This window comes from Patescibacteria group bacterium (assembly GCA_028707065.1).
In the GTDB taxonomy this organism is placed as follows: domain Bacteria; phylum Patescibacteriota; class Patescibacteriia; order Patescibacteriales; family WJLG01; genus JAQTUZ01.
Genome location: JAQTUZ010000039.1, coordinates 1 through 4,503 on the forward strand (window position 1 = coordinate 1; position 4,503 = coordinate 4,503).

The following is a 4,503-nucleotide window of genomic DNA, read 5'->3' on the forward strand; positions in this document are numbered from 1 at the left end:
TGCTCAAGCTCCCTTAAAAAACGCAAACCCACGCCGGCCCGTTTGGCAAATTCGATTTGGTTCAAACCGATTTTTTTACGCAGGTCTTTTATTTGAGAAGCAAGATTGGTGGTCATAGAATTACCCGGTTTCTCTGTTTTTTTTGATGCGTTTTTGCCGGATAAAATCCTGGAGGAATTTTATCGTTTCGGCAGCATTGATGCGTTTTTGCCGGATAAGATCCTGAAGGGATTTTATCGTTTCAGCAGCATCATATTGAGAATATACCACCTTTCGGGTATAATATCAACAATTTTTTAATAATACTATACCATTTAGGGTATAATATTGATATCAAAATACCCTTAAGGGTATAATAATACAGTTATTATACCTTTTAGGGTATCTTGATTTAGCCGTTTCAGCTATTTGGGGAAGCTAATCGGGGGGCACGAACCTAATTGCACATAAAAATGGAATTTCGTGCGTGTACCGGGGGCTATAAAGCTGGTTAGGTTTGTTTCGTTTTTTGGTTCATTTTGGTGTCCGATGGGCACCGTTTGGGTACTAAAAATTACTACTTTTTTTCCACTCTTGTTTAAAATTATTCAAAAAATTATTCGCAAGGCTAACGCTAAAATCAGACGGTCGCTCCATCTGCCGTTCCTTATTCAATTGCTCAAAATGTTCTGGAAAATACGTTTGTCGAAATTCATCGAGCGTGCCAATAACTTTTTGCTCAACATCATTGGGTGGGGTCATTTTGAATACACCTCCAATTAGAAAAATATTGAAAATTTAAATCCTTATCAAAATAATGTTTCCGTTTTATCCAAATTAACCCATCTTTTTTAGAAATTACAACAACATCAATTGGACCACCAACAGTTTCAGCTTGAGTTGAGACTCTTCTCTTAAAAGAAGTGATGTTGACCAAAGTCTCTGCCATAGCTGCCAACTCATCCTTTGGAAGCATAGAAACAACTGTAGTAATACGGTTAGTTATCTTTTGTTTTTGGTATCTTTTAATATCTTCCGCATAAGCTCCAAAAATATCTTTTACCACATTTTTAAAATTAGCCTTCGTTTTTTCCTTCTCTTCTGGTGACAAACATTTAACCTCATTGATAATTAAATCAGGTAATTGAGACAGTATTTTGAAACCACTTTCAAAGAAAACTTTCTGAATTGACGGATCTATTCCCCTCATAAACATATCAACCATTTCTCTCTGAGCGAAGGGAACAATTGATGATGGTAGGTTAAAAGATATATCTGTCGTGTTGTGCTTTCGGAATTTCAAATGATTATTGACTACAAATTCGACGTAATAAGATCGAAGTGACGGGAAAATGTCTTTTTCTCCAAAACCAGCAATAACAATCTCGGATTCGGAAGAGTGGGTAATTATTTTAGAGAATTTGAAGAAAATATATACCCCGATCTTCACTAATTTATTAGCCAATTGTTCTTCAAGGGGGGCTTTTTCAAATATTGCATTAATTTTCTCTCTAATTCTTTTCTCATACTTCTTGGTGAAATCTTCTGTTTTCGTTTGAAGGTTTTCCTGAGGGAAGGTTTCTGCTTCCCAAATATTAAATTGCTCCTCGATAACTTTGGTGAATACCTTATCCCTCAACTCCTGGGCACTTAATACTTTCCCTTCAGCAATTAACTCGCTAACGGACTTTTCACATTCGCCTCTTATTAAAGAAAAAAGGCTTATCAAAGTATCAGATATACACTCTTCTTGTATTTCAGCGGGTATAAAAATATTTCTAGCGCCCAAAAAGTCAAGAAAATCTTTAGCATAATCTTCTAACCTCTCAAATTTCTCCTCTCCTCTCTCATCTCGATATAATTTAACGATGGTTTCCCAAGGAACATCCATAAACATAGCCTTCCCAGAAACCATAAATGCAACTGGTGCGGCTTTTGAGAGAGCAAATATTTTATTTGCAGAAGAAAAAATTTTTTGCCCGCCTGCTTGTGTCATAGTCACGGCACTATCTGAGGCCAAGGCAATTGCTTCTTTATTTAAGATTCCAATCTGGGCAGTCATAAGTGAGGTACCTTTATGATACTGAGAAATCAGTTTAATCTCAAGAATTAAATTCCATCACTGTTTATAGATGTGTTTTTAGATAACTTTTAGAAATTCTTCCGCACATACCTGTCCCCCTGCGAAATATGGGACAGCTTGTATGCCCACCCCGGCGGCAAAAGCGACAAATTTAATTTTTGGGTGGCGGGCCAAATTCATCGACATGACAGACCTTTTGCTCGGTGCCGCAAAGCCCGCAGATGTAATGATAGGTTGTCCTCCAGCGCAAACCACCTTTTTTAAGGACATAGTCGCGGCGCTTGACGTCCAGGACCTTAAAATCAACGTCCAGGCCCGTGGCCGAGCCGTCCTTTCGAAAAACACAGCGGCTGCCCTCTTTGGAAAAACCTTCAAAGCATTCACAGGAAAAACAATTGAGCAGATGCTCCCGGTTAAAGTCCACGCCCTTGACAAAGGCCTCATCCATAATTTTTTTAAGTGAGGAAATCAGGTCCCAGTAAGCCGCATCTTTTTTAAAATCTTTGCCGGTCTTTTTATTCATCTCTATCCCGCCATCCGCATGGCCAGGCCTTCATCCAAAAGCTGCTGGTTAAGGTACACGGCTCCGGCGAGGACGGCCTCCGCGTCCGGGGCGCCTTCCCGATAAAATACATCCGCCACAAAGCGGCCGTAGACATCGGTCTGACATTTATGCGTCTTAATCACGACCGTACTGCCGGCCGGCAAAAATTTTTCGACGAATTTTTTGGCCCGGTCGCCTTCGGGCGTGCCTAATTCGGGCGCGTCCACTCCCCGCAGACGCAGCCGATCCCGCACAATGATCCCAAAACCCACTTCAATGAGCACGAGCAAAGTGTCTCCATCGATCACGCGATCAATGGTGGCGCCGTAAGTATAAGAAGGTTTGTCCGTGATCTTGAGACCCGCCAGCTCCTCTTTTTTGACCGGCCAGCTGACAAAAAATCCGCAGTCGACAAGGACCTGGTTGTCCGGCAATTTGACGCGCAAAGGGGAAAGGGAAAAAGTGTCCAGCTCAATGTCCGCAGGGCGCTTGAGCGCTGTCTGCGGCGCGGGATTACTGTCTGAACCGGTCTGCACCTTGCGGACCAGCCGGCGAAGATCGCGGGTTTTCAATCCCTCTTTGATGGCCCGCTGCTCGAGGCGCTTGCGGAGGTTTTCATCCCTGACCGGCATGAGTTCAAGGTAATCACCCCACGCCAATTGTGCCGGCGCCGGCACAATTGGATGGGACCGGAAAAATTGCCGCATAGTATGCAAAGTGCGCGCGGAAAAACCCGGTCCATATTTGTCACTGAGGGACCGGGAAAGCTCCGGGATAAGCTTCGCGCCGTAGCGGGCCCGGATCTCGCCGTTTTGCTCTTCCTCGACGATACGGCGGCCGGTCTCCCAGGCAAAGCGGACCTGGGTCTCGCGGGTCTTGAGGTATAAACGGGAAATGTCATTAACGAGGGCGCGGAACCTGTCGATGGCGGAAAGGGCCGGCATGAAAAGATTATATCCCTGCCGGCCGGATAGGGCAAGAAAGATGAAAGGATCGGGTGTCCCACGGCTTAGGGACAGAAATCCGGGGACCGTGTAAAATCCGGATCCCTGATTTTCAGACTGTGTCAAAAGTAAGTTTTTACTATTGTGTGTCATTGCGAGGAGCCGTCCTGCCCCGCTCGCCCGGGGATGCCGGGCAGGCAGGGCAGGCGACGAAGCAATCCTCGACGAAAATTAAGATTGCTTCGCTCACCGCCCTTGCGAGCGACCCTGCTCGCAGGGCAGGTTCGCTCGCAATGGGCATAAAGGTCAAAAAGTGTTGCTATTTTTGTAATAACAGTACCATTTTAAGTACTGAATTTTGTTGGTTTGGCTGAGACCTCGATGCCTGCGATAATCAGCCTTAAGCCTGGAATAAAAACTTTCAAGAGCGTTAGTTGTTGCCGGTAACGAATGACCAAAATAGCGAAACATGTCTGGCAAAGCGTTCTTAATTAATACGATCGTTCGTTTAAGATCTTTAAAAGCAATTTTTGTTTTCGGCAACGATTGAACAAATTCCCGATGTATTTCTAGCCACTGCTGAAATCGCTGAATAAAGATTTTTCGTTCTCTGAAATTTTTCACATAGCACAAAGTGCTCAGAATATCTCTGAGTTCTCTGCCCGCTTCTGTTTTCGGATGAGTTCTAAGCCAGCGCATGCCTTCACGTTGAATGTGAAATAGGCAGCGCTGAACCTTGGCTTTAGGCCAAACTGTTCTAATAGCTCGCAGAACGGATATCTCGCCGTCCATAGCAACAGCGTCGGGATAAAGGCCTTGCCGCTTGAGTTCTTCGAACCAGGGATGCGTGCTCTTAAAGCCTTCACGATCGGCATAGGTGCTGGCGATGATCATTTGACTCGGTACAGACATCAAGCAGATCAGGCACCCATCTTTGTGAAAATATGTGCCAT

Annotated in this window: 4 protein-coding genes; all 4 read right to left on the reverse strand. The window is 44.3% G+C overall.

Annotation, left to right across the window (positions count from 1 at the left end; all coding sequences use genetic code 11):
• Positions 1 to 724 precede the first annotated feature (724 nt).
• A complete protein-coding gene (locus PHE24_07025) occupies positions 725 to 2,041 on the reverse strand; it encodes a hypothetical protein (GenBank protein ID MDD4902849.1) in 1,317 nt (438 codons plus the stop codon).
• A gap of 172 nt (positions 2,042 to 2,213) precedes the next feature.
• Positions 2,214 to 2,585 carry a hypothetical protein gene (locus PHE24_07030; GenBank protein ID MDD4902850.1) on the reverse strand — a complete coding sequence of 124 codons (372 nt, stop codon included), beginning with the start codon at positions 2,583 to 2,585 and terminating at the stop codon, positions 2,214 to 2,216.
• A gap of 2 nt (positions 2,586 to 2,587) precedes the next feature.
• Positions 2,588 to 3,550, reverse strand: coding sequence for a DUF1016 N-terminal domain-containing protein (locus PHE24_07035; GenBank protein MDD4902851.1), 963 nt, complete (start codon positions 3,548 to 3,550; stop codon positions 2,588 to 2,590).
• 306 nt (positions 3,551 to 3,856) lie between these two features.
• Positions 3,857 to 4,503, reverse strand: a 647-nt coding sequence (locus PHE24_07040; protein ID MDD4902852.1) for a transposase, incomplete at its 5' end; no start/stop codon positions are given.

Excerpts from the sequence above, each read along its gene's own strand:
- PHE24_07025 (MDD4902849.1), bottom strand. The coding sequence starts at position 2,041 with ATGACTGCCCAGATTGGAATCTTAAATAAAGAAGCAATTGCCTTGGCC.
- PHE24_07030 (MDD4902850.1), bottom strand. The coding sequence starts at position 2,585 with ATGAATAAAAAGACCGGCAAAGATTTTAAAAAAGATGCGGCTTACTGG.
- PHE24_07035 (MDD4902851.1), bottom strand. The coding sequence starts at position 3,550 with ATGCCGGCCCTTTCCGCCATCGACAGGTTCCGCGCCCTCGTTAATGAC.